Origin of the sequence: Halorubrum sp. GN11_10-6_MGM (genome assembly GCF_005435165.1) — an archaeon.
GTDB lineage: Archaea > Halobacteriota > Halobacteria > Halobacteriales > Haloferacaceae > Halorubrum.
Genome location: NZ_SGUC01000013.1, coordinates 57,821 through 81,109, shown reverse-complemented (window position 1 = coordinate 81,109; position 23,289 = coordinate 57,821). Strand labels below are relative to the sequence as shown.

Sequence of the window (23,289 nt, the reverse complement as noted above, 5' to 3'; positions counted from 1 at the left end):
TTTGAAACGGCGTTGCGAACCGGGAGCCGTGCTGCCCGGGTCGCCACTCGTCGAACTGCTGTTGATCGCCGGCGGTGCCGCCCTCCTGTACGCCGGCGCCGAACTGCTCGTCGCGGGCGCGAGGGACCTCGCGCTCGCCGTGGGACTGAAGGCGTCGACCGTCGGCGTCACCGTCGTGGCGTTCGCGACCACCGCCCCGGAGCTGTTCGTCTCGCTGCTCGGCGCCGTCACGGTGTCGACCGACATCGGCCTCGGCGCGATCGTCGGCTCGAACATCGCGAACATCGGGCTCGTGTTGGGCGTCTCGGCGATCATCCGCCCGCTGGACGTCTCCGACACCGTGTTCCGCCGGGACGTCCCGTTCATGGTGCTGGCCGCGCTGTTGCTCGTCGGCCTCGGCTGGGACGGGCGGGTCGGGTTCGTCGACGGGGTCGTGCTGCTCGCCGTGCTCGTCGCGTTCACCGCCGCGGTCCTGCGACGGGTTCAGGCGAACCAGTCGGCGATCACCGACAGCGAGCGGGACGAGATGCCGGACGCGAAGGCCCGCGACGTGGCCATCGTCGTCGGGGGGATCGGCGCGCTCGTCCTCGGCTCGCGATGGCTGATCGACGGGAGCGAGTCGCTGTTGGCGGCCGCCGGCTTCTCGGACATCTTCATCGGGCTCACGGTGTTGGCGCTGGGCACGTCGCTGCCGGAGCTGGCCGCGAGCGTCGTGGCCGCGGTGCGGGGCGAGGCGGAGTTCAGCGTCGGCAACGTCGTCGGATCGAACATCTACAACATCCTCGCCGTCATCGGCATCGTCGCCGTGGTGACGCCCATCGGCGTCGCGCCGGGCGTCCGCGGGTTCGAGTTCCCCGCGCTGCTCGCGTTCACGGCCGCCATCGTCGGGGTGATGGCGTATCGCGACCGGATCACCCGCGTCGACGGCGCGGTCCTCACCGTCGGGTACGGCGTCTTCGTGTACCTGCTGCTTCCGTAGCGGGGGGAGCGAGCAACGGTCGCCGGGCCGCCGTCGGCGCGATCCGGCGACCGGAACCGACGGGTATTCGGTCGCGGACCGCGGAGCCGATGTCGTGATAGCGATCGTCGTCAGCCGGGCCGACGGCGCCTCGGCGCACATCGGCGAGCGGCTGCTTGAACTCGGCGAGTGGGAGGCGCGCGAGGACGACTCGCTGGCCGACGCCGACGGGGGCGGGACGTACTACCGGACCGACGGGTTCGAACTCCGAGAGTTCGACGACCTCCACATTCACCTGTCCGACCCGACCGGCGCGTTCGACTGCGACCCCGAGTTCCTCGCGTTCGTCTCCCGGCACTCCGGGGAGAGCGGGCGACTCCTCACGGCGCACGTCACCGGGAACTTCGGCGGCGCCGAGTACGGCGGCGAGCCCGAGTCGCTGGCGCGGGCCGCGCCGGGCGCCGAGAAGCGCGTCGTCGAGGCGCTCGCGCGGCACGCGCCCGACGGGTACGAGGTAGGCATCGAGTGTACGCACCACGGACCGACCGACGTCTCGGTCCCGTCCCTGTTCGTCGAGCTCGGCTCCGACGAGCCGCAGTGGGAGGACCCCGAGGCGGCCCGGGCGGTCGCGCGGGCGGTCCTCGATCTGCGCGAGACGGGCGCCGATCTGGTCGGCGACGACGCCGGGAGTCGCCCCCGCCACGTCGTGGGGTTCGGCGGCGGTCACTACGCGCCGCGGTTCACGCGGATCGTCCGCGAGACCGAGTGGGCGGTGGGCCACGTGGGCGCCGACTGGGCGCTCGCCGACCTCGGCGCGCCGGACGCGAACCGAGACGTGATCGACGCCGCCTTCGCGCGGAGCCGCGCCGAGCGCGCCGTGATCGACGGCGACCGCCCGGACCTCGCCGCGGTCGTCGAGGACCTCGGCCATCGGGTCGTGAGCGAGACGTGGGTCCGGGAGGTCGGCGACGCGCCGCTCCCGCTCGTCGAGTATCTGGAGGGCGAGATCGGTCCGGTCGACGAGGGGTTGCGGTTCGGGTCGGTCAAAGCCGACGGGGTTGGGGGCGCCGGCGACCGCGACGTCGCCGACGCGGTCGACGTCCGCGACCTCCCGGCCGAGCTGCTCGCGCGGGCGCAGGGGCTCGACGCCGACGCGGCGCGGGCGGCTGTGGAGTCGACCGTCGTCGCCTTCGACACGGAACAGAATGGCACCCGAGCGAGCGGCCGCGCCGCGTTCGCGAGTGGCCCGGATACGCCCGGATACGCCGATCTCGTCGGGGGACTGGCGACGGTGTTGGAGGCGGACTACGACGCGGTCGAGGTGGCGCCCGAGGGGAGCGCAGTCGTCGCCCGCGAGGACGCGTTCGACCCGTCGCTGGCGGCGGAGCTGGGCGTTCCCGAGGGGCCGGCGTTCGGGCGGTTGGCCGACGGAGAGCCCGTCGAGGTCGACGGCGAGACCGTCGAGCCGGAAGCCGTGTCGCGGGCGCGGACGGACCGGTTCCCGGTCGACGGGTCGGCGCTCGACTGATTTATATACGCTGCCGCGTGTGGCGGTCGCGAGCGCGACGCCCGTACTCTCGGCGGTCGGCGGCGGAGACCGTCGATTTCGGCGTCCGACTCGCGTCAGACGAACGGGCAAAAATAAATACGTCCGGGTCGCAACCACACCACATAATGGACTCCATCGTTGAGGACGCCATCGACGAAGCCGAAGAGGCCCCCGCAGACGACGCCGGGGGAGCCGGCGAGAGCGCCGCCGGGGGGAGCGCCGGCGCGCCGCCGCAGACCGGGACGATGACCGACGACGAGCTACAGGACGTCCTCCAAGACCTCCAGACGAACATCACGGTCGTCGGCTGCGGGGGCGCCGGCGGCAACACGGTCAACCGCATGACCGAGGAGGGTATTCACGGCGCGAAGCTGGTCGCCGCCAACACCGACGTCCAGCACCTCGTCAACATCGAGGCCGACACGAAGATCCTCATGGGCCAGCAGAAGACGCAGGGTCGCGGCGCCGGCTCCCTGCCGCAGGTCGGCGAGGAGGCGGCCATCGAGTCCCAAGAGGAGATCCAAGACGCCATCGACGGCTCCGACATGGTGTTCGTCACCGCCGGGCTCGGCGGCGGCACGGGGACCGGCTCGGCGCCGGTCGTCGCGAAGGCGGCCCGCGAGTCGGGCGCCTTGACCATCGCCATCGTCACGACGCCGTTCACGGCCGAGGGCGAGGTCCGACGGACGAACGCCGAGGCCGGTCTCGAACGGCTCCGCGACGTGAGCGACACGGTCATCGTCGTCCCCAACGACCGCCTGCTCGACGCGGTCGGGAAGCTCCCGGTCCGGCAGGCGTTCAAGGTGTCCGACGAGGTCCTGATGCGCTCGGTGAAGGGGATCACGGAGCTCATCACGATGCCCGGGCTGGTCAACCTCGACTTCGCCGACGTCCGCACCGTGATGGAGAAGGGCGGCGTCGCGATGATCGGGCTCGGTGAGTCCGACTCCGACTCGAAGGCGCAGGACTCGGTGAAGTCCGCGCTGCGCTCGCCGCTGCTCGACGTCGACATCTCCGGCGCGAACTCCGCGCTCGTGAACGTCACCGGCGGCACCGACATGTCCATCGAGGAGGCCGAGGGCGTCGTCGAGGAGATATACGACCGGATCGACCCCGACGCGCGGATCATCTGGGGGACCTCCGTCGACGACGAGCTGGAGGGCGAGATGCGGACGATGATCGTCGTGACGGGCGTCGAGTCGCCCCAGATCTACGGTGGCAACGGCGAGCCGCCGGAGGGCGACGCCGCGCCGAGCGACGTCGAGGACATCGACTACGTCGAGTAGTTCGACCGCCCCGATCTCGACCGCTCAGCGGCGCATCAAAAGGTAAAAACCGTCTCGTCTCGAACCGGCAGACAACATGGACGTTCCGTACGACCTCAACAGCTACATTCGCGTGCTGAAGCTGGCGAGCACGCCGAGCACCGACGAGTTCCTCCAGGTGTCGAAGATCGCCGGCGCCGGGATCTTACTCATCGGATTCATCGGCTTCCTGATGTTCGCGATCATGAGCCTCCTCCCGGGGGTCGGCGCGTAATGCCGATATACTCGGTCAAGACGACGGCGAGCCAGGAGCGCACCGTCGCCGACATGCTCGCCGAGAAGGAGACGCCGGAGATCCAGGCCGTCATCGCCCCCGACCAGCTCACGAGCTACGTGATGGTCGAGGCGACCGACGGGACCGCGTTCGGGCGCATCCTCGACGAGATCCCGCACGCCCGCGGCGTCATTCAGGGCGGTGACGGACCCGCCGAGAGCCCCTTCTCCGAGGTCGAACACTTCCTCTCGCCGACCCCGGACGTGGAGGGGATCGCCGAAGGCGACATCGTCGAGCTGATCGCCGGCCCGTTCAAGGGCGAGAAGGCGCGCGTCCAGCGCATCGACGAGGGGAAAGACCAGGTGACCGTCGAGCTGTACGAGGCGACCGTCCCGATCCCGGTGACGGTCCGCGGCGACCAGATTCGCGTCCTCGACAGCGAGGAGCGGTAGCCGCTCGTATTCGACGGCCGACGTTCCGCTCTGACGCCGGAACCGCACGCAACGACAAGGGCTTTATTCGACGACGACGGACTACACGGATATGTTCGGCCACGGCGTGCCGGCGGTGTTGAGCGTTATCCCCGACACGTTCACGTTCGCGTGGATCGTCGCGATCCTCTTCGCGACGGCGTGGCTGCTCGACAGCCGCGGGTTGGCCGCGGGACGCACGCTCGCGGCCGCGACGTGGGCGCTGTTCGGGCTCTTCTGGCTGTCGACGGTGCCGTACTTCGCGTTCGAACACCAGAGCTACGTCGAGTCGATCCTCGCCTTGGTCGGCTTCCCCGCCAGCGTGTACGCGGGGTACCTCCTGTACGACGGACGCGCGTCGCTGTTCACGCTCACCCGGGCGATCGCATTCATGTTATTCATCTACCTCCCGTTCGAGACGATTCCGGCGTTCACCGTCGCCGGCTTCTCTGTCCCGGAGCCGCGCCGGATCCTCATCGAGATCGTCGCGACGCAGACGGGGATGCTCATCGACCTCCTCGGCTACGCGCCGGAGGCGGTGACGAGCAGCGAGGGGTACGACGCGGCGTACTCGTGGACGCTGGACGACGGCCACACCGTCGTCATCCACATCGTGTTGGCGTGTACAGGGCTCGGAAGCATGGCGATCTTCGGCGGGCTCGTGGCCGCCGTTCAGGCGCCGCTCTCCCGGAAGCTCCGCGCGCTCGCGGTGTCGCTCCCGCTCATCTACGTGTTGAACATCCTCCGGACGACGTTCATCTCGGTGGTGGCGGGCAACCAGTACATGCACTGGTACCCCGATCTGGTGTTGACGATGTTCGGCGCGACCGACCCGTATCGGGTCTCGTTCCTCATCTCCGACCGGATAATGAGCCAGCTGCTGGCGGTGGTGGCGCTCATCGCGATCACCTTCCTCGCGGTCCGAGAGCTGCCCGAACTCGCGGTCATCTTGGAGGACGTCCTCTACCTCATCACCGGCGAGGAGCACGACCTGACGGAGGCGCTCGACCTCCCGCGCGAGCCGACGAACCGGTAGGCCGGAGAGCGGTCGCCGGCACCGGCTGGCGACCTGGGGCGGTCGCGTCCCGGACTCTCAAAATACATAGTACTATATAGCAAGCTATAGACATCGGTGACGAGTACGAGCGATTATGACTACCAGGACGCGAGATGGATCGCCGGGCTCCGGCCGCGGAACGCGGTCGCGACGGGGTGATATCCGGTGATGGGGGCGGTCGACCCGTTCGTCTACCTGGAGACGAACGTCGCAAAGCTGGCGTTAGCGACCGCGCTCGGCATGTTCCTCGGGCTGGAACGGGAGTGGTCGCAGAAGTCGGCGGGGATCCGGACGTTCGCGCTCGTCAGCCTCGCGGCCGCGGTGTTCTCGCTCGTCGACGAGCCCGGGCTGCTCGTCGTCGGCGGCGTGCTGGTGGTCGCCAGCGCGGTGCTTCTGGCGGTTCGGAGCTTCGTCGAGGCCGAGGTCGACGGACTCTCGTTGACGACGTCCGCGTCGATGCTCGTCGCCTACGGCGTGGGGGTCCTCGTCGCCGAGGGGCTGTTCATCGAGTCGGTGACGGTGGCCGTGCTCTCGTCGCTCCTGCTCGTGCTGAAACGGGAGCTCCACGCCTTCGCGTGGGGACTCTCTCGACAGGAGGTGCGCAGCGCGGTCGAGTTCACCATCCTCGCGTTCGTCGTCTTCCCCCTCCTCCCCGCGGAGACGATCGACCCGTGGAACGCGGTCCAGCCGCGGCTGGTCTGGTCGCTCGTGGTGGCGGTCAGCGCCATCGGCTTCGTCAACTACGTGCTAGTGAAGCGGTACCAGGGGCGCGGCTACGCGGTGACGGGTTTCTTCGGCGGACTCGTCAACTCGACGGCGGTCGTCGCCGAGATGGCGAAGCGAGCGAAGGGGCGGGCGGATCTGGGCGAGATCGCGGTGGGGTCGATCCTGCTCGCGAACGCGGCGATGGCGTTCCGGAACGCTGCGGTGGTGGCCGCCTTCGTCCCCGAGGCTGCGCTCGTCGTCGGGGCGCCGCTCGGCGCGATCACCGTCGCCGGGATCGGCGTCGCGGTGTGGCGCAGCGACTGGCGGACGACGATGGAGGCCGAACTCACCTCGCCGTTCAGCCTGCGGAACGCGCTGACGTTCGGCGGGCTCTTCCTGCTCGTGCTGCTCGCCTCGGCGATCGCCGAGGAGACGTTCGGCGCGGGCGGGTTCGTCGCCACGTCGTTCCTCGCCGGACTGGTCTCGTCGGGGACCTCGACCACCACGGCCGTCTCGCTCCTCGGTACCGGACAGATCGGCGTCGACACCGCGGTCGCGGGCGTGGTCGCCGGCACCGCCGCCAGCATCCTGATCAAGACCGCCTTCGCGGCGAGTATCGCGCGCGAACTGGTCCGACCGGTGTTCCTCTGGAACCTCCTCCTGATAGCCGTGGGCGTGATCGCGGGAGTACCGCTGCTGCTGTTGTGAGCGGCGTCCGACGGGGAACAGACGCGGTCGGGGACTCTCGCCGTTACGAGAGGTGTTCGGCGATGTCCGTCGACGACACCATCCCGACGTAGTCGTCGTCGACGACCGGGAGGTGTTTCACGCCGTACATGGTCATCATCGCGGCGACCTCCTGCATCATGAGGTCAGGGGTCACCGTCTCGACGTCCTCGGTCATCACGTCGCGGACCGTCGTCGTCTCCGGGTCGAGCCCGTCGGCGACTGCGCCGACGACGTCGCTCTGCGTGACGATACAGCCGCCGCCGGTCGTCACGACGAGCGCGCTGATGTCGTCGTCGCGCATTCGCCGGGCGGCGTCCCGGATCGGCGCGTCCGCCCCGATCGTCTCCAGCGGCGTCGACATCACGTCCGCGACGCGGGTCCTGTCGTCGAGATCCATGCGTCAGGATGTGTTAGCACGTCTCATTACTCTTCCGGAACGCACAACGGAATTCGGCCGGGCCGACCGGGCAGACGAGTCGCACCGGACGAGCCGCCTCTCGGCGGCTCCCGCGTCACGTCGCCCGCGAGAGGTGGGCCGTGAGGTCCGTCGTCGACACCATGCCGATCGGCCTGCCGTCGTCGTCGGTCACCGGGAGGTGGGTGTAGCCGTGTGCGGTGGGCTCCGCCAGCTCCGCGACGGTGTCGTCGCGGCCGACGGTGACGACGTCGGTCGTCATGAACGCCTCGACCGGCGTCCGGTCCTTCGGGTCGTTGTCGCGGACGAGCGCGACGAAGTCCGTCGCGGTGATGAGCCCGGCCAGCGTCCCGTCGGCCTCGACGACGAGGATCGAGCTGACGCCGGTCTCGCGCATTCGCTTCGCCGCGTCGGCGGCGGCCGCCCCCCGTTCGATCGTCGTGAGATCGGTCGACATCAGCCGGTCGATCGGAACGTCGTTCATGCCTCGTGGTAACGCTAACCATGATAATTAATCGTGCGGTCAATCCCGTCCGGCGGCGCTCGCCGGAGACGGCTCGCACTCCGCGAGTGCCGGCTCTCACACTCCGCGAGCGCCGGCCACTCCCCGCGGGCGTTACTCGCCGACGAGCGTCTCCGGGGCGTCCGCGAGACCGACGAGCGCGTCAGCCTCGACGTGGTGGAGGTCGCCCGGTATCACGAGCAGGTGGAGCGGGTCGCCGAACTCGCGCTCGGCGAGCGCGCTCAGTCGGTCGGCGGTGACCAGCGCGTCCGGCGATCCGGCGCGCGCGACGACGACCGCGAGTTCGTCGCGCCACCCCTCGGCGAGCAAGTCCGCGGCGACGTCCGCGGTCATGTACTCCTCGTGGTCGGGGCCGGGCCCGGTCGGACCCGTCCCGACCTTGATGTCGAGGTAGACGACCGTGTGGAGCCCGCGCTCGCGGTTCGCCTCGATCGTCTCTACCACGCTCGCCGGCACGTCGTCGCCGCCGTGGGCGTACGGGAACGGGAGCGTCGTCGCCTTCCCGAACCGGTAGTTCTGGAGGCCGGTGAGACTCGACGCGGCCGACTGGGCGGTCACGCCGTGGATAACCCGCGTGTCGATCCCGCGTTCCTCGGCGCGGAGCCGGAGGTCGGTGTGGGTGGTCGATATCATCGTGTCGCCCGCGGTGAGGAACGCGGCGTCGCCGGACTCGGCCGCGTCGAGGATCGGCTCCGGGTCCCGCTCGACCCCCTCGCGGTCGCGCACCTCGACGTCGACGCCGTGGTGCGCCTCCAAGTCGTCGACGTCGGCGCCGACCAGCCGGCTGGTGTAAAACTCCGCGAAGACGCGGTCGGCCTCGCGGAGCGCTTCCCGCCCCTCGACGGTGACGGACCGCTCGTCGTAGAGGCCGAGTCCGATGAACGTGAGCATGCGAGCGCTCGGCGCGCGGCGAAGTAAAAGGACGCGGAACCCCGGTCGGTACCGTGAGCCGGAGTGACTCCCTAATAGACCTTCATGATTGTCCCTTGGGATTCCATAGCAAGCCCTAAGAGGGAACCAACACAACTTCCGGCCACGAGGCCCACTCGGGCTCACACACCACTATGACTGACGACGAACTCATCTGGCGGATATCGGGGGGGTCCGGTGACGGGATCGCTTCGACCAGCCAGAACTTCGCGAAGGCCTTGATGCGATCGGGGCTCAACGTCTTCACGCATCGGCACTACCCGTCGCGGATCCGCGGCGGCCACACCTACACCGAGGTCCGCGCGTCGGCGGGCCCCGTCGAATCCCGAGGGGACGGCTACAACTTCCTCCTCGCGCTGGGCGACTCGTTCGCCCGCAACCCGCAGGAGGAGGCCGTCTACGGCAACGAGGAGATCAAGCCGCTCTCGGAGAACTTAGACGAGCTCCGCGAGGGCGGAGTGATCATCTACGACGAGGGGCTGCTCGACGCCTCCGAGATCCCGAACTTCGAGGAGCGCGCCGAGGAGAACGACTGGCACGTCTACCCGCTCGACCTCCGCGGGCTCGCCCGCGACATGGGTCGCGAGGTCATGCGCAACACCGCCGGCGTCGGCGCGACCTGCGCGATCACGGGCATGGAACTCGGCCACGTCGAGGACCTGATGCGCGACGCGATGCCGGAGAAGATCCTCGAACCCAACCTCGAGATCCTCGAAACCGCGTACAACCAGGTCCAAGAAGAGTACGACATCGACGCGCCGGACGTGTCGGTCCCGACCGGCGAACACGACGAGACGCAGCTGCTCATGTCCGGCTCGGACGCCATCTCCTACGGCGCCATCGACGAGGGATGTCGGTTCATCTCCGGCTACCCGATGACGCCGTGGACCGAGGTGTTCACCATCATGACGAAGAACCTGCCGAAGCTCGGCGGGATCTCCGAGCAGGTGGAAGACGAGATCGCCGCGGCCGCGCTCGCGGTCGGCGCCTCCCACGCCGGCGTCAAGGCGATGTCCGGCTCCTCCGGCGGCGGGTTCGCGCTGATGTCCGAGCCGCTCGGGCTCGCGGAGATGACGGAGACGCCCGTCGTTCTCGTCGAGGCCATGCGCGCCGGCCCGTCGACCGGGATGCCGACGAAGCCGGAGCAGTCCGACCTCGAACACGTCCTCTACACCTCGCAGGGTGACTCCCAGCGCGTCGTGCTGGCTCCCGGCACCGTCGAGGAGGCGTACGAGCAGTCGCGACTCGCCTTCCGACTCGCCTACGAGTACCAGATCCCGACGATCCTCCTGTACGACCAGAAGCTCGGCGGCGAGCTGAAGAACGTCCCGAAGAGCCACTTCGACCGCGATCCGAACCCGGACCTCGGGAAGACGCTCTCCGAGGACGCGCTCGCCGACGAGCCGCACTCCGGCGACGGGAAGTTCCACCGCTTCCAGCACGACGTCGAGGACGGCGTCTCGCCGCGGTCGATCCCCGGGCAGAAGGGCGGACGCTTCCTCGCGACCGGCAACGAGCACGACCCGACCGGCCACATCGCCGAGTCGCCCGACAACCGCGTCGCGCAGATCGACCGGCGGACGGAGAAGCTGGAGGCGATCCGTGCCGACCTCGACGGGGAAGACACGGGCTCGTACGCCGGCCCCGAGGACGCCGAGTACGGTATCCTCACGTTCGGCAGCCAGCAAGGCACCGTCGAGGAGGCGGTCGGTCGCCTCAACGACGCCGGGATCTCGGTGAAGTCGTACGGCGTCTCCGACATGCTCCCGTTCCCGACCGAGCAGGTCGAGGCGTTCGTCGAGAGCGTCGACGAGGTCCTCGTCGTCGAGATGACGGCGTCCGGACAGTTCCGCGGGCTCGTCCAGAAGAACCTCGGCCGCTACGGCGAGAAGCTGTCGAGCCTGTTGAAGTACAACGGGAACCCGTTCGAGCCGGCGGAGGTCGTCGACGGGTTCGAGGCCGCGATAATCGAGGGCGACGGCGACGCGTCCGGCCACCAGACTACCTTCGTCCCAGCTGCAGGTGACTAACAATGAGCACGTTTTCAGCAATCGGTGAGGAGCGGGAGATCGACCGCGACGAGTACACCCCCGGCGTGGAGCCGCAGCCGACCTGGTGTCCGGGCTGCGGTGACTTCAGCGTCCTGAAGGCGCTGAAACAGGCGCTTCCGGAAGTCGGGCGCACGCCCGAGGAGACGCTGCTCTGTACCGGTATCGGCTGTTCCGGTAAGCTGAACAGCTATCTCGACACGTACGGGTTCCACACGATCCACGGGCGCTCGCTGCCCGTGGCCCGCGCCGCGAAGCTCGCGAACCCCGACCTCGAAGTGATCGCCGCCGGCGGCGACGGCGACGGCTACGGGATCGGCGGGAACCACTTCATCCACACGGCCCGGGAGAACCACGACATGACGTACATCGTGTTCAACAACGAGATCTTCGGGCTCACGAAGGGCCAGACCTCTCCGACCAGCCCGAAGGGCCACAAGTCGAAGACCCAGCCCCACGGCAGCGCCAAGGAGCCGGTGAAGCCGCTCTCGATGTCGCTCAACGCCGGCGCCTCCTACGTCGCTCGGACGGCTGCGGTGAACCCGAACCAGGCGAAGGAGATCATCACCGAGGCGATCGAACACGACGGCTTCGCGCACGTCGACTTCCTCACCCAGTGTCCGACCTGGAACAAGGACGCGCGCCAGTACGTCCCGTACATCGACGTCAACGACTCCGACGACTACGAGTTCGATAAGACGGACCGCGTCGAGGCCCAGGAGATGATGCGCGAGACCGAGGAGTCGCTCTACGAGGGCGAGGTGCTCACCGGCCGCTTCTACGTCGACGAGGACCGCCCGTCGTACGGCGAGGAGAAGCGCGCGATCGGCGAGATGCCCGAGGAGCCGCTCGCCGAGCGCTACTGGGACGACGAGTACGAGTGGGAGCGCTCCCACGACATGTTCCTCGACAAACACGCCTGAGCGGGAGCGGCGGCCGTTCACGGCGCGGTGGCTTCGTTTTTTGATTCGCAAGGTATTTTTTCATTGGTGACAAACCCAGTAGTATGAGTACCGTATCGACGGAAGAGCGGATCCTCTCCGTGTTAGAAGAGGACGCGCAGGCGTCCTGCGGAGAGATCGCCGAACGGGCGGACGTCTCGAAGCCGACGGTGCGAAAGTACATCGACCGCCTCGAAGAGCGGGGCGTGATCGTCGGCTACTCCGCCGAGGTCGACCCGAAGAAGCTCTCTTCGCAGTCGATCGCCATGGTCGGAATGGACGTCGACTCCGGCCAGTACGTGGAGGCCACCCGGGAGCTGAAGTCGCTCACGGAGGTCCAAGCGCTGTACACCTCCTCCGGTGACCACATGCTGATGGCCGAGGTCCGCGCCGGCGACGGCGACGAGCTGGGCGACGTCATCTCGGAGAAGCTGCTCGGCGTCGACGGCGTCACCGCGGCGCACCCCTCCTTCCTCCAAGAGCGGCTGAAGTAAGTCCGACGGAGACTGGCTCCTCTTCGTCATCGCGTCCGCGGGTTACGTGAGCGCGTGCGGGTCCGCGACGACGATCGACTCGTCGCCCGCGGGACTTCGATGAGTCCCCCGGGTCGTGAAGCCGTGCGCGCTGAAGAACTCCTCCGCGCTGGGTCGGTCCGCGGGGACCGTCGCACGCAGGGTTTCGACCCCGCGGGCGGCGAGCGCGTTCCCGACGCGCGCGAGGAGCTCGTCCGCGACGCCTTCTCCCGCGCGGTTCGGGTGAACCCACAGGGCCAGCAGCTCCGCCTCCGCTCCGTCCGGGTCCGGGTGTGCGATCGCCAGCCCGACAGGTCCCTCCGCGTCGTGTTCCATCAGGAACGACCACTCGGCCTCGGCGGCGGCCTCGCGGACGCCGGCGGCGGAGACGTCGAGTAAGGGTGCTCCGATATCGTCGAACACCGTCTGCTCGCGGGCTCGCGAGACCGCCGTTCGCAGGTCCTCCGCGTCGTCGGGCCGAGCCGCCCGGACATCCATGTTCGACCGTGAGTAAAGAACGCACCTATAGGTTTCGGGATGCGAACGATTCGCACGGTATCGGCGCGGCGACGAGGGAATCATCGCGACGACGGAAGAGTCAGCCCGGCGACGGGAGAGACAGCCCGGCGACAGAAGAATCGGCCCGGCGACGGGAGAGTGGGCCCGCCGGAAACCTACGCGACCGGCTCGATCCCGATCGTAACCGCCACGCTCTCGACCTCCCACTCCTCGACGAGGCCGCCCTCCGCGTCGGCGGCGGCGCTCGGGTCGTCGAGCCACGCGTCGGCCCGCACCTCGCCCGCGATCAGGTCGGCGTGATCGTCCACGAAGCCGGCGACGCGCTCGTCGTCGACCGCGACGCCGAGGCGAATCCGCGCCTCCACGTCGAGGTCCAGCTCCTTGCGCATCTCCTGCGTCCGGCGGATCACGTCGCGCGCGTACCCCTCGGATTCGATCTCCGGAGTCAACGAGGTGTCGACGTAGACGGTCCCGCCCTCGAAGTCGGCGCCGGTGACGTTTGCCGGCGGTTCGGCGACGTACTCGACCATCTCGTCGTCGAGGTCGACGGGGTCACCGTCGACGGCGACCTCGCCCCCCTCAACGTCGGCGCGGGTCGCGCCTTGAACCGCCTCCATAACCTTCTGGGCGTCGCCGCCGAACGCCGGCCCGATGGCGGCCATCTGCGGCTCCGCGGTCTCGACCAGTTCGTCGAAGGCGTCGGTGACGACCACCTCGCGGGCGTTGACGCGGTCGGCGATCAGGTCGGAGAGCCGCTCGACCGCGGCCACGACCGTCTCGTCGTCGGTCTCGACGACCACGCGCGGCACCGGCCAGCGGAGCTTCCGACCGGCCTGCTGGCGCGCGTTGGCGGCCGCCTCTTCGACGTCGCGGAAGACCGCCACGTCGCGTTCGAGGTCGGGGTCGCGCAGGTCGCCGTCCGGGTCGGGGTACGACAGCGCGTGGACCGTCGTCGCCTCGCCGTCGAGCCGCTGGTACATCCGCTCGGTGAGGTACGGGGCGATCGGGGCGAGCAGCCGGATCACCTCGTCGAGGACGGTCGCGAGCGTGGCGTACGCGCCGCGTTTCGAGTCGGAGTCCGCCTCCTCCCACATGCGGTCGCGCACCGCCTTCACGTAGAAGCGCGAGACGTCCTGCGTGACGAACTCGATCACGGCGTTGACGGCGTCGCTGACGCGGTAGTCCTCCCACGCGTCGGCGACCTCGGCCTCGACGGACTGGAGCCGCGAGAGCACCCACTCGTCGACGAGTTCGAGCTCGCCGTCCGAGAGGTCCGCGTCGGCCGGGTCGTAGCCGTCCAGATCCATGTACTCCAGCGGGAACCGGAACACGTTCCAGAGGATGTTGAGCTTCCCCTGTATCTCGCCGAGCCCGTCCCACTCGAACGCGAGGTCGACGCCCTGCTGGTCGTGGCTGAGGAGGTAGGTGCGGAGCGGGTCGCGCCCGGCGCGCTCGATCGCCTCCTCGGGCGTGACGATGTTGCCGACCGACTTCGACATCTTGCGGCCGTCCTCGTCGTTGGCGAAGCCGTGCATCAGCACCTCTTCGTAGGGGATTTCGTCGACCGCGGCGGTCCCCATGCCGAGCTGCGACCAGAACCAGCCGCGGGTCTGGTCGTGCGCCTCGATGATGAGGTCGGCGGGCCACAGCTCGTCGTGGGCATCCGTCTCGCTCGGGTAGCCGAGCGTCCCCCACGAGGCGACCGAGGAGTCGAGCCACACGTCGAACACGTCCTCGACGCGGCGGTAGGTGGTCCCGTCCTCGACGATCGTCAGGTCGTCGACCGAGGGTCGGTGGAGGTCGATCGAGTCGGGGTCGACGTCCTCCTCGACGCGCTCAGCGAGCTCCTCGCGAGTGCCGATCACGACCATGTCCTCGTCGAGGTTCCCCGCCTCGGCGTCCTCCGGCACCCAGATCGGGATCGGGACGCCCCAGTAGCGCTGGCGGGAGACGTTCCAGTCGGGGGCGTCCTCGATGAAGTCGCGGAACCGGTTGTCCCGCGCCCACTCGGGGTGCCACTCGGAGTCCTCCATGTTGTCGAGGAGGTCGTCTTTCACGTCCGTGATCGAGATGAACCACTGGTCGGTGACCAGCTGGATGATCCCGGTGTCACAGCGCCAGCAGTGGCCGTAGCTGTGGTCGACGGTGCCGTGCGCGAGCATGTGGCCGTCGGCGACCAAGTCCTCGACGATGTCGTCGTTCGCGTCGCGCACGAATTGGCCCGCGTACTCGCCGGCGTCGTCGGTGAACTCGCCGTTCGGCCCGACGGGGCAGTGGATGTCGAGCCCGAGCTCCGTGCCGCGGTGGAAGTCCTCCTCCCCGTGGCCCGGGGCGGAGTGGACGAGCCCGGTGCGGTCCGCCTCCACGTAGTCGGCGGCGTACACCCGCCCGGCGCCCTCGAAGTCGGGATACTCGGCGACGCGGTCGGCGAGCGGGTGGTCGTACGCCCAGCCGACGAGCTCGTCGCCGGTCAGCTCGGCCTCGACCTCGTAGCTCTCGTAGCGGCCCTCCTGTAACACGTCCTCGACGCACTCGGCGGCGACGTACAGCAGCTCCTCCTCGCCGTCTTTCTCGGCGCGGACCGCGTTGTAGGTGAGCTCCTCGTCGACGGCGACGAAGGTGTTCGCGGGGATCGTCCACGGGGTCGTCGTCCAGATGACGAGGCTCCCCTCGCGGTCGGCGAGCGGGAACTTCACGTAGATCGACGGGTCCTCGACGTCCTCGTACTCGACCTCGTTGTTCGCGAGCCCGGTCTCACAGCGCGGGCACTGCGAGATAGAGCGCTTCCCCTGCTCGACGAGCCCGTTGTCGGCGACCTCGGAGAACGCCCACCAGGCGGCTTCCATGTACTCCGGCGAGATCGTCTCGTAGGGGTTCTCCCAGTCCATCCACGCGCCGATGGACTGGAAGTCCTCGTCCATCGCCGCCCGGTTCTCTAAGGCGAACTCCTTGCACTTCTCGATGAACGCCTCCATCCCGTACTCCTCGATGTCGCGCTTGCTCTCGAAGCCGAGCTCCTCCTCGACTTTCACCTCGATCGGGAGCCCGTGCATGTCGTAGCCCGGGCGGTCGGTGACGCGGTGGCCGGTCATCCGCTCGTACCGGATGACGGCGTCCTTCAGCGTCTTGTTCCAGGCCGTCCCGAGGTGCATCTGACCGGAGGTGTACGGCGGACCGTCCACGAAGAAGAACGGCGGGTCGTCGGCGTGCGCCTCCTTCGCCGCCTCGTAGGCGTCGTGTTCGTCCCAGTACTCGTCGACCGTCGACTCGACGTCGGCGGGCGCGTACTGGTCGTCGATCTGCTCCATACGCTGTTGGTCTGCGCGCGCGTATTTGAATACGGCGGAGTCGTGGGAACGGTTCAGTCGCCCTGGTCGATGTCCCACGGCGCGTCCGCGGGCAGGTCGCTCGTCTTGTACACGCCGCGGCCGACCGCGACGGACTCCCCCGCGGCGACCGCCTCGCGAGGGTCGAGGGAGGTCTCGGGGCTCGCGTCGCCGTCTCGCCCGCCCTCAACCTGTGCGACGGTGACGTCGACAACGGCGGTCTCGCCGCCCTCCCGGACGACGTCGGCGGTCGCGACGAGGTCCCCGGTCGCGGGCGCGAGGTAGTCGATCCGGAAGTCGATCGTCGGCGTGGGGGACCCGACGAGCGCGGTCGCTGCCGCGCCCGCCACGCTGTCGGCCAGCGAGAAGGCGACGCCGCCCTGCGCGATCGGCCGGCGGCGGTTCGAGGAGTGCTTCTCGGCGAACCGGAGTCGTCCGGCTGCGCGGCCGTCGGCGGCCTCGGTCACTTCGATCTCCAAGAGGGTCCGATACGGGCTCCGGTTGAAGTACTCGAGGATCGGATCGTCGCTCATCTGTCCTCGGACCGGTCGACCGGTTCGTCGGCGAAGTAGTCCGCCAGCCGCTCCGCGGCCTCGGCCGCGCGGGGCGTCACCAGCGCGAAGCGGATCCACTCGGCGCGGGCGGTGCCGAACGCCTCGCCGGGCATCCCGGCGACGCCCGCCTCGTCGATCAGGCGCTTGACGTTCGCCATCGTGCCGGGGAACCCCTCGAAGCGCGCGAGCACGTAGAAGGCCCCCTCCGGACGGGAGTACTCCGCGCCGGCCGCGTCGAGGGCGTCGGTGAACGCGTCGACGCGGTCGGCGAGCAGGTCGCGCGACGCGTCGTAGTAGTCCGGCTCCGTCTCCGCGAGCGCGTGGTACACCGCGTACTGCGAGGGACGCGCGCCGGTGACGTTCACGAGCATGTGCCGGGTCTTCGCGGCGTCGACGTGCGCCTCGGGGAACACGCCGAAGCCGACGCGAAAGCCCGTGATCGCCATCGACTTCGAGAAGCCGCTCGTGACGATCACGCGGTCCGAGTCGAGCGTCAGCGCCGACTCGAAGGCGCCGGCCAGATCGAACCGGTCGTACACCTCGTCGACGACGACCACGGCGTCGACGGTCGATGCGACCTCGACGACCTCGCGGATCGCGTCGAGGTCGTAGACGGCGCCCGTCGGGTTGTTCGGCGTGTTTAAGACGATGAGGGCGGTGTCCGAACTCGCCGCCTCGCGGACCGCGTCCACGTCGAGGCTCCCGTCGCGGGCGGTGGGCACGAGCGTCGGCTCGCCGCCGAGCAGGTACGTCTTCCCGGGGTAGTACGGGTAGACGGGGTCCATCAGCAGCGCCTCGTCGCCGGCGTCGCGGTCGAGCGCGCGCGCCATCGCGAGGTAGTTCGCCTCGCCGGTGCCGTTGGTGACGACCACGCGCTCGGGGGCGACGCCGCGCCGCTCGGCGACCGCCTCCCGGAGTTCGCGGAGCCCGTCGCTCGGCGGGTACTGGAAGTCGGCGGGCGGCAGGTCCGCGTACTCGCGGAGCGCATCGCGGAGCGCGGCGGGCGGCTCCCAGTCGGGGTTGCCGCTCACCATGTCGATGACGTCGCCGTCGGCGGCCGCGGCGTACTGCATCACGTGGAAGAACTTCGGCTCCTCGTACTCCATACGGTCCGGTCGGACGCGGTCGCCGTGGCTCTTTCGACCGGCCCCGGACGCGGTACGCTCGGCCTACCGGCGTCACCGCGATCCGGTGGTTTGACCTGCCGACCCGCACACGGAACGTCATGAACAAACGCGGCCACGTCCTCAACGGCCTACTGCTCGCGCTCGGGCTCGGCTTCATCGTGGAGCCGGGGCTCGACGCCGCGACCGCGACGACCGTCGCCGAGATCATCGTTCCGGTCGTGTTGGGGGCGCTGTTCCCCGACGTCGACACCGCCTTCGGCCGTCACCGGAAGACGCTCCACAGCCTCCCCGTGCTCGCGGTGTTCCTCGCGTACCCGATCGTCTTCGGGAACCTCCAGTACGTGTGGATTGGCGTGTTGACACACTACATTCTCGACGTGATCGGGAGCAAGCGGGGCATCGCGCTGTTCCATCCGTTCTCGGACCGGGAGTTCGGGATGCCGACGGGCGTGACGACGAGCAGCAAGTACGCCGACCTCGTCACCGTGATCATCACCGCCGTCGAGCTGGCGGGCTTCTGGGCGATCCACACCTACGTCGTGAGCCTCGATCTGGACCTGTCCGCGGCGTCGGAGGCGGCTGCCGGATTGGGCTTATAAATAGGCGGCCGTAGATCGCCTTCGAACTGTTCCGCTGATCACCGGCGAGTCGTTACCGGGTGCCCGGCGAACGCTCAGCCCCGGACGCGAGAATCCGAGATTCGTTGACAGTCGGCCGAAGCCCGACGACTTCGCGGTCGCCGAGGGCGACCACTCGCAGGCACCCGCCGCCGCACCGACCTCACTCGTAGACGCTCACGTCGTCGAACCGCCCCTCGTAGGCGACGTTCGACGGGAGGGTCGGCTCGTTGCCGGAGAGGAACATCCGGTCGAGTTTTACCCACGTGTTCTCGTAGCCGAGGTGCGCGAACTCGACGAGGCCGCGGAGCCGGTGGCCGATTCCGCCGCGATGGATCACGGTTCGGGGGCGGGGCTCGCGGAACGCGTCGACGATCGCCTCCTCGTCGTCGAGGTCGCCCTCGAAGGCGGTCCACGCCTCGCCGACCGTGCCGGGGAGGTGCGCGTACGACGAGCCGAACCCCGCGCAGCCGGTCTCCTCGGCGGTTCGGCGTGCCCGGGCGTTCTGGTGGGGGAGGAGCTTCGTGTTGTACGTCTCGACGGCGTCGATCCGGGCGGCGTGCGCGTCGACCTCGGGCCGCGTGAGCGAGATGGTGGCGAACCCGGGATGGGGGACGAGGACGGCCGCGTCCTGCCGTTCGAACTCCGCCATCGCGCCCTCGAAGGTGATGTAGTCGGGGACGGGGTCGGAGAGCCCGACGACGAGGAGGTGACGCCGGTTCCCCCAGTCGCCGGTGAACACCTCGCGGGCGGGGACGACGGTCAGCTCGTCGTCGGAGTACCGGGCCGCGCGCTCGCGGATCGTCGGGAGGCGCGTGAAGTGGGGAGCGTACACGAGCGCGTCGATCCCGCGGGCCTTCGCGCGGGCGACGACCTCGTCGTCGAGCACCTTCACGTGGGCGTCGACGCGCGTTTGCGGTCGGGTCACGGTCCCACGGTCGTCGCGCCCGCGCAAATGCGTATCGTTCGACGACGACGGTGCCGCGACCGGGGACGGGAGACCGCGGACGGGACGCCCGGGGCGAGCCCGCCGACGCCGCCGCGGACCCGATCGGTTTGGGAAACGGTTAACCCCCATCGGGCGAGAATTCGGGGTATGGCCCCTCGCTGGACGTGCGGCATCGGCGACTGCGACGCCGGCTTCGACGACGTGGAGGCGGCGATCGTCCACCAGACGAACGAACACCAGCGCCACGAGTGTAAGGTGTGCGGCACGATCGTCCCCGACGGCTACTTCGCGATCCGCCACGCGTTCGACGAGCACACCCGCGCCGAGTTCGTCCGCGCGTACGACGCCGACTCGGCCGCGGTCCGCCGCCGCGAAGAGATCAAAGGCGATATCGAGTCCGAAGCGGACCTCCAGCAGGTCGTCGAGGAGCTCGACCGAGGCGTCTGACCGAGGCGTTTCATCGAAACGTCTGACCGCGCGCCGACGCCGATTGCTGATACCGATCTCCGACAGCGATTTATAAGACCCGCTTCCCGAACGCGCTCGCCGCCAGCTCCGTCGCCAGCTCGGCCGTCTCGTTGTGCTGGTCGAGCGTCGGGTTCACCTCGACGATCTCCATCGACCGGAGCGCGTCCGTCTCGTCGACGATCTCCATCGCGCTGTGCGCCTCCCGGTAGGTGACCCCGCCGCGGACGGGCGTGCCGACGCCGGGCGCCGCGTTGGGATCGAGCCAGTCCAGATCGAGGCTGACGTGGATCCCGTCGACGCCGTCGGCGGCGACTTCGAGCGCCTCCTCCGTAACCGCCGTGATCCCCCGCTCGTCGATGTCCGACATCGTGTACGCGGCGAAGTCGCGCTCCCTGATCAGCTCCGCCTCCGCCCCGTCGACGGACCGGAGCCCGACCAAGGCGACGTTCTCCGGCGAGAGTCCCGGCGCGTTCGCCCACTCGGTGTCCGCGAACTCGTCGATCCCGAGGGCGGCCGCCAGCGGCATCCCGTGGACGTTGCCCGAGGGCGTCGTCGCGGGCGTGTTGAGGTCGGCGTGCGCGTCGAACCACACGGCGCCGATCTCCGCGTCCCGAGCGGACCCGGAGAGGCTCCCGATGGCGATCGAGTGGTCGCCGCCGAGCGCCAGCGGCACCTCGCCGTCGGCGAGGGTCGCCGCCACCTCGTCGCCGAGCCGTCGGCAGACGTCCGCCGTCTCGCGGAGGAACTTCGCTTTCCCCTCGTTGGGCGCGTCCGCGTCCGGGTCGCGCTCCTCCGCTCGCGGGACGTGGAGGTCGCCGGCGTCGACGGCCTCGACGCCGGCGCCGGTGAGCTGGTCGGCGAGCCCGCCGTACCGGATCGCCGACGGTCCCATGTCGACCCCGCGTCGGTTCGCCCCGTAGTCGGTCGGCGCACCGATGATCCTGACCGTGGTCATACCGACTACGCGGCGCGCCGGCGCTTCAATGGTGGGGGTTCGGCGGTCGCGGGGAGCGGCGGTCGGAGGTCGATGGTCGCGGGAATCGGCGGTCGCGGGGGTCAGCGCCCGCACGTCGCGCTCGACGGCCTCGCGCCACTACACTCTCGGCCGGTCGGATCGGATACCGTTTTGCGCCCGGCCCCCCACGGAGCGGGTATGAGCAGCTCCGATTCCTACTCGGTCGATCCGAGCGACATCGAGCCGATCGGCGCGACGATCGCGGTCGCGTTCACCGGCGCGGCGATCGGGCTCGTCGGCGCCGCGGTGTCGTTCGTCGCCGTCGACTTCGGCGTCGCGCTGATCGGCGTCGGCGTCGTCGTCGCGCTGTCGAGTCCGCTCGCGTACGTGCGGATGAAGCGGCTGCGCGGGGAGTGAGCCGGAGTTCGCAGCGCCGACGGAATCCCCGTTCGCCGGGGTATCCCACACGATCGTTTATAAGTGAATTCCATCGCATTTAAGCGGGGGCGTCGTGTATTCGCCACCATGTCATCGATCGAGCTCACGTCGAGCCAGAAAAGCATCCTCACGGCCCTCATCAACCTCTACGGGGAGCAGGAGGACGCCGTGAAAGGCGAAGCGATCGCCGAAGAGGTCGACCGCAACCCGGGGACGATCCGCAACCAGATGCAGAGCCTCAAGGCCCTCCAGCTGGTCGAGGGCGTCCCCGGTCCGAAGGGCGGCTACAAGCCCACCTCGAACGCCTACGAGGCGCTCGACATCCAGCGCATGGACGAGCCCGCGGACGTTCCGATCTACCACGAGGGCGAACAGGTCAGCGGGATCAACGTCGACGGGATCGACCTCTCCAGCGTCCACCATCCCGAGCTGTGCCGCGCCGAGATCCACGTACAGGGCTCGGTCCGCGACTTCCACGAGGGCGACGGCGTCACCGTCGGTCCGACGCCGCTCTCGAAGCTCGTCATCGACGGCACCGTCGACGGCAAAGACGACACCGCGAACGTTCTCATCCTGCGGATCGACGACATGCGGGCGCCCGACGAGCCGGCCGAACACTGACTGCGGACGTAGTTCTTTCGAGCCGCCGCGGGGGTATTCTACGAGGGATAGCCGTTCAGTAGCCGGCGAAACGGCCGAAAACAGATCCGTCGAGCGGGGCCGCCGGCGAGTCGCCGGCAGTTACATGTCGCCGAACGCGCTGACGCCGCGGCCCGCGGAGGAAACCTTGGCGATCCAGCGCGTGGCGATGGCCTTCTTCAGCAGCTTCGCCGGCTTGCCGCCGAACGTCTTGATCGGCATCCCCATCACGTCGTGGGCGACGGCGTCCTCGCCGACGGAGATGACTGTCCCCTTGTCCTCGTGGGTCCACGAGCGGAGCGGCGCGCCGCGGGCGGCGCGGGCGAGGTTCTCGCCCGCGACCTCGGCGGCCTGCCACGCGGCCTGCGCGGTCGGCGGCGCGACGTCGTCGTCGCCCTGCTCGACGAGCGCGGTGTCGCCGATGGCGAACACGCGGTCGTCGCTGGTGGCGAAGTCGGCGCCGGCGTGGACGCGGTTCGACCGCTCGTCCTTCTCGACCTCGACGTTCTCCAGCTCGGGCTGGCCCGTGATGCCGCCGGTCCAGATCAGCACGTCGTGTGCGAGCTCCTCGGGCTCCTCGTCTTCCCCGCCGCCGAGGTACACCGCGTCCGCGTCGGCCTCGGAGATGAAGTCGCCGGTGAGGATCTCGACGTCCGCGTCTTCGAGCCGCTGGCGGAGCGCGCCCTGAAGCTGCGGGTCGTTTCCGGGGAACACCTCGTCGAGCCCCTCGACCAGCGTGATGTCGAGCGGCGCGCGGTGTTTATCGCGGTACTCGGCGATCTCGCCGGCCGTCTGGATACCCGAGAGGCCGGCGCCGCCGACGATCACCTGCGCCGGGTCCGAGCGGGTCGCGTCCGCGGCCGCCTCGCGGACGTCCTCGTGGATCGCCTTCGCGTCGTCGAGCCCTTTCAGCTGGTGGGCGTGCTCCTTCAGCCCCTCGATGCCGAAGAAGGCGGTCGTGGAGCCGATCCCGAGGAGGAGGTAGTCGTAGTCGACGGTCGTCCCGTCGTCGGTCTCGACGACGCGCTCGTCGGTGTCGACGTCGACGACCCGGCCCTGGATGAAGTCGGATTCGGGCGACTTGATCTCGTCGACGGGGATCGTGATCTTGTCCTCGACCGCGGGGTTGCGGATCGCGCGGTGGACCTCGTGGAGAACGAGGTGGTAGTCGTGTTCCGAGATCCACGTGAGCTCGGCCTCGCCCTCGCCGACCTCGTCTTCGAACGCCTTCACCGCCCCTGCGCCGGCGTACCCGGAACCGACGACCACGACCTGTGTGCTCATGCGTGTCGCTCCGCGGCCCGCGGGTAAAGTCGCTTTG

Annotated in this window: 24 protein-coding genes; 14 read left to right on the top strand and 10 right to left on the bottom strand. The window is 69.3% G+C overall.

Annotation, left to right across the window (positions count from 1 at the left end; genetic code table 11):
- Positions 1 to 28: 28 nt before the first annotated feature.
- The 7 genes from EXE46_RS08600 (at position 29) to EXE46_RS08570 (ending at position 6,986) form a co-directional block, all read left to right on the top strand.
- Positions 29 to 979, top strand: a complete 951-nt coding sequence (locus EXE46_RS08600; protein ID WP_137688009.1) for a calcium/sodium antiporter — start codon at positions 29 to 31, stop codon at positions 977 to 979.
- Positions 980 to 1,073: 94 nt separating this feature from the next.
- Positions 1,074 to 2,486 carry a D-aminoacyl-tRNA deacylase gene (locus EXE46_RS08595; RefSeq protein WP_137688008.1) on the top strand — a complete coding sequence of 471 codons (1,413 nt, stop codon included), beginning with the start codon at positions 1,074 to 1,076 and terminating at the stop codon, positions 2,484 to 2,486.
- Between the two features lie 146 nt (positions 2,487 to 2,632).
- Complete coding sequence (gene ftsZ / locus EXE46_RS08590) at positions 2,633 to 3,793, top strand: cell division protein FtsZ (protein ID WP_137688007.1); 1,161 nt, start codon at positions 2,633 to 2,635, stop codon at positions 3,791 to 3,793.
- A gap of 76 nt (positions 3,794 to 3,869) precedes the next feature.
- Entirely contained in the window at positions 3,870 to 4,046 is a 177-nt protein-coding gene (locus EXE46_RS08585) for a protein translocase SEC61 complex subunit gamma (RefSeq protein ID WP_006628863.1), read from the top strand.
- Positions 4,046 to 4,498, top strand: a complete 453-nt coding sequence (locus EXE46_RS08580; RefSeq protein WP_092921212.1) for a transcription elongation factor Spt5 — start codon at positions 4,046 to 4,048, stop codon at positions 4,496 to 4,498. Before EXE46_RS08585 ends, EXE46_RS08580 begins: the two co-directional genes overlap by 1 nt.
- A 91-nt stretch (positions 4,499 to 4,589) precedes the next feature.
- Complete coding sequence (artA, locus tag EXE46_RS08575; RefSeq protein ID WP_137688006.1) at positions 4,590 to 5,552, top strand: archaeosortase A; 963 nt, start codon at positions 4,590 to 4,592, stop codon at positions 5,550 to 5,552.
- A 186-nt stretch (positions 5,553 to 5,738) separates the two neighbouring features.
- The gene (locus tag EXE46_RS08570; RefSeq protein ID WP_137688005.1) at positions 5,739 to 6,986 is read left to right on the top strand and encodes a DUF4010 domain-containing protein; all 1,248 of its coding nucleotides are present in this window, start codon (positions 5,739 to 5,741) and stop codon (positions 6,984 to 6,986) included.
- 43 nt (positions 6,987 to 7,029) lie between these two features.
- Here EXE46_RS08570 and EXE46_RS08565 read toward each other — a convergent pair whose 3' ends face one another.
- From EXE46_RS08565 to dph5, 3 genes are all read right to left on the bottom strand, one after another.
- Positions 7,030 to 7,404 carry a cyclic nucleotide-binding/CBS domain-containing protein gene (locus EXE46_RS08565; protein ID WP_137688004.1) on the bottom strand — a complete coding sequence of 125 codons (375 nt, stop codon included), beginning with the start codon at positions 7,402 to 7,404 and terminating at the stop codon, positions 7,030 to 7,032.
- Between the two features lie 115 nt (positions 7,405 to 7,519).
- A complete protein-coding gene (locus EXE46_RS08560; RefSeq protein WP_137688003.1) occupies positions 7,520 to 7,906 on the bottom strand; it encodes a CBS domain-containing protein in 387 nt (128 codons plus the stop codon).
- Between the two features lie 132 nt (positions 7,907 to 8,038).
- A complete protein-coding gene (gene dph5 / locus EXE46_RS08555) occupies positions 8,039 to 8,836 on the bottom strand; it encodes a diphthine synthase (protein WP_137688002.1) in 798 nt (265 codons plus the stop codon).
- A 173-nt stretch (positions 8,837 to 9,009) separates the two neighbouring features.
- Between dph5 and EXE46_RS08550 the strand changes: the two genes are divergently transcribed.
- The 3 genes from EXE46_RS08550 to lrpA1 all read left to right on the top strand — a co-directional run bounded on the left by EXE46_RS08550 (position 9,010) and on the right by lrpA1 (position 12,358).
- Positions 9,010 to 10,905 carry a 2-oxoacid:acceptor oxidoreductase subunit alpha gene (locus EXE46_RS08550; protein ID WP_137688001.1) on the top strand — a complete coding sequence of 632 codons (1,896 nt, stop codon included), beginning with the start codon at positions 9,010 to 9,012 and terminating at the stop codon, positions 10,903 to 10,905.
- A 2-nt stretch (positions 10,906 to 10,907) separates the two neighbouring features.
- Positions 10,908 to 11,846, top strand: coding sequence for a thiamine pyrophosphate-dependent enzyme (locus EXE46_RS08545; protein WP_137688000.1), 939 nt, complete (start codon positions 10,908 to 10,910; stop codon positions 11,844 to 11,846).
- An 83-nt stretch (positions 11,847 to 11,929) separates the two neighbouring features.
- Positions 11,930 to 12,358, top strand: coding sequence for an HTH-type transcriptional regulator LrpA1 (gene lrpA1 / locus EXE46_RS08540; RefSeq protein ID WP_137687999.1), 429 nt, complete (start codon positions 11,930 to 11,932; stop codon positions 12,356 to 12,358).
- Between the two features lie 42 nt (positions 12,359 to 12,400).
- Here lrpA1 and EXE46_RS08535 read toward each other — a convergent pair whose 3' ends face one another.
- The 4 genes from EXE46_RS08535 to EXE46_RS08520 form a co-directional block, all read right to left on the bottom strand.
- Positions 12,401 to 12,874 carry an N-acetyltransferase gene (locus EXE46_RS08535; RefSeq protein ID WP_137687998.1) on the bottom strand — a complete coding sequence of 158 codons (474 nt, stop codon included), beginning with the start codon at positions 12,872 to 12,874 and terminating at the stop codon, positions 12,401 to 12,403.
- Between the two features lie 176 nt (positions 12,875 to 13,050).
- Positions 13,051 to 16,203: an isoleucine--tRNA ligase gene (ileS, locus tag EXE46_RS08530; protein WP_137687997.1), complete on the bottom strand. Its 3,153-nt coding sequence runs from the start codon at positions 16,201 to 16,203 to the stop codon at positions 13,051 to 13,053.
- Positions 16,204 to 16,256: 53 nt separating this feature from the next.
- Positions 16,257 to 16,754, bottom strand: a complete 498-nt coding sequence (locus EXE46_RS08525) for a PaaI family thioesterase (protein ID WP_137687996.1) — start codon at positions 16,752 to 16,754, stop codon at positions 16,257 to 16,259.
- Positions 16,751 to 17,881 carry a pyridoxal phosphate-dependent aminotransferase gene (locus EXE46_RS08520; RefSeq protein ID WP_137687995.1) on the bottom strand — a complete coding sequence of 377 codons (1,131 nt, stop codon included), beginning with the start codon at positions 17,879 to 17,881 and terminating at the stop codon, positions 16,751 to 16,753. The genes EXE46_RS08525 and EXE46_RS08520 overlap by 4 nt, the downstream gene beginning before the upstream one ends.
- A 119-nt stretch (positions 17,882 to 18,000) precedes the next feature.
- On the opposite strand from EXE46_RS08520, the gene EXE46_RS08515 reads away from it, so the two are divergent.
- Positions 18,001 to 18,501, top strand: coding sequence for a metal-dependent hydrolase (locus tag EXE46_RS08515; protein WP_137687994.1), 501 nt, complete (start codon positions 18,001 to 18,003; stop codon positions 18,499 to 18,501).
- Between the two features lie 181 nt (positions 18,502 to 18,682).
- On the opposite strand, the gene EXE46_RS08510 is transcribed toward EXE46_RS08515, so the two are convergent.
- On the bottom strand, positions 18,683 to 19,474 hold the full coding sequence (locus EXE46_RS08510) for a PHP-associated domain-containing protein (RefSeq protein WP_137687993.1): 792 nt from the start codon (positions 19,472 to 19,474) through the stop codon (positions 18,683 to 18,685).
- Positions 19,475 to 19,615: 141 nt separating this feature from the next.
- Here EXE46_RS08510 and EXE46_RS08505 point away from each other — a divergent pair, with 141 nt between their 5' ends.
- On the top strand, positions 19,616 to 19,915 hold the full coding sequence (locus EXE46_RS08505) for a hypothetical protein (protein ID WP_137687992.1): 300 nt from the start codon (positions 19,616 to 19,618) through the stop codon (positions 19,913 to 19,915).
- A 70-nt stretch (positions 19,916 to 19,985) separates the two neighbouring features.
- Here the strand turns inward: EXE46_RS08505 and rocF are convergent, their stop codons facing one another.
- Positions 19,986 to 20,891: an arginase gene (rocF, locus tag EXE46_RS08500; protein WP_137687991.1), complete on the bottom strand. Its 906-nt coding sequence runs from the start codon at positions 20,889 to 20,891 to the stop codon at positions 19,986 to 19,988.
- Positions 20,892 to 21,089: 198 nt separating this feature from the next.
- Between rocF and EXE46_RS08495 the strand changes: the two genes are divergently transcribed.
- Together EXE46_RS08495 and EXE46_RS08490 are read left to right on the top strand one after the other, a co-directional pair.
- Complete coding sequence (locus tag EXE46_RS08495; protein WP_137687990.1) at positions 21,090 to 21,308, top strand: hypothetical protein; 219 nt, start codon at positions 21,090 to 21,092, stop codon at positions 21,306 to 21,308.
- 108 nt (positions 21,309 to 21,416) lie between these two features.
- Positions 21,417 to 21,950, top strand: a complete 534-nt coding sequence (locus EXE46_RS08490) for an Rrf2 family transcriptional regulator (RefSeq protein ID WP_137687989.1) — start codon at positions 21,417 to 21,419, stop codon at positions 21,948 to 21,950.
- A gap of 120 nt (positions 21,951 to 22,070) precedes the next feature.
- On the opposite strand, the gene EXE46_RS08485 is transcribed toward EXE46_RS08490, so the two are convergent.
- Positions 22,071 to 23,252, bottom strand: coding sequence for an NAD(P)/FAD-dependent oxidoreductase (locus EXE46_RS08485; RefSeq protein ID WP_137687988.1), 1,182 nt, complete (start codon positions 23,250 to 23,252; stop codon positions 22,071 to 22,073).
- Between the last annotated feature and the right edge of the window lie 37 nt (positions 23,253 to 23,289).